Below are 898 nucleotides of genomic sequence, written 5' to 3'. Positions count from 1 at the left end.
AACCTTGTGACGATTGTAGAGGGAGAAATTTCAACCTTAATAGTAGACAACTCAGGAGGGTTTCCGTGGTCATCTCTATCATAAAACAATGTTTTGGTTGTCCTTACATCTGGCAAGTCTGTTCCGTCTCCATGATAAGTGCTATAATCAATGACATCTCCGTTATTTTTTGCTGTGTACATTTTAGGAGGGTCTGTGTAGTCATCTGTTGCTTTATTTTTAACGAACACAACAGCAAAATTATAAGCTGAACGTTCTACTATTGTTTCCGTGTCCATTGTCACACTTTGCTTAATATCTACCCTTGTCGTGATTCTTTTTCTATTCCAGTTTCTTGAAGCAAAGTTAATGAATAACAAGTTTCTAGGGTCTGTTTCAGATGGAGCGTGTTGAATGGTTGTAGTTGGTTGAAATTGAACCTTGGAAAATATCCTTTTTGCTACATCATGAGCTGATGAAGTTTCCGCTTTACGATTAATCGTAGCCTTTCCAGCAAAGATACTTGAATCAAAGAAATAACCATAACTCATTAAATTATTTTTATTAGGGTCAATTAAATAATTAATTATACCAGAGTTTGTCTTTTTGGCTATTGCGTTTGGAACGTCAAGACTTTCAATCATTGCCCAAAAGTAGTTTTTTAACGTAGCTTTATTACTTTCGTCTACATCGGTCACAAGGTAAACCATATCTAAATTCAGTTTTTTCCTCTTACCTAGAGCTTCTTCAATTGGAACAACTTCAGGAAAAAGTACTTGAACAATATCGCCAACTTCTACCGAAACGGTCAATGTAGCTGATGAAGTGTAAAGATAGCCTGTTTCCCACAGTTCGTAATCAATAACTTGACATCTTGCCTTTGGTATTGGAAGGCCTCTTTTTTCTTTTTTACCATTAG

At 35.9% G+C, this 898-nt stretch carries 1 protein-coding gene; it reads right to left on the bottom strand.

Annotation, left to right across the window (positions count from 1 at the left end; genetic code table 11):
- Positions 1-898: hypothetical protein (locus FDX22_RS20690; protein ID WP_146717706.1), on the bottom strand; the 898-nt coding region annotated here is incomplete at both ends.

The sequence above is a fragment of the Citrobacter sp. TBCS-14 genome (genome assembly GCF_005280805.1).
GTDB classification, from domain to species: domain Bacteria; phylum Pseudomonadota; class Gammaproteobacteria; order Enterobacterales; family Enterobacteriaceae; genus Citrobacter; species Citrobacter gillenii.
This window is presented reverse-complemented; position numbering and strand designations above follow the sequence as displayed.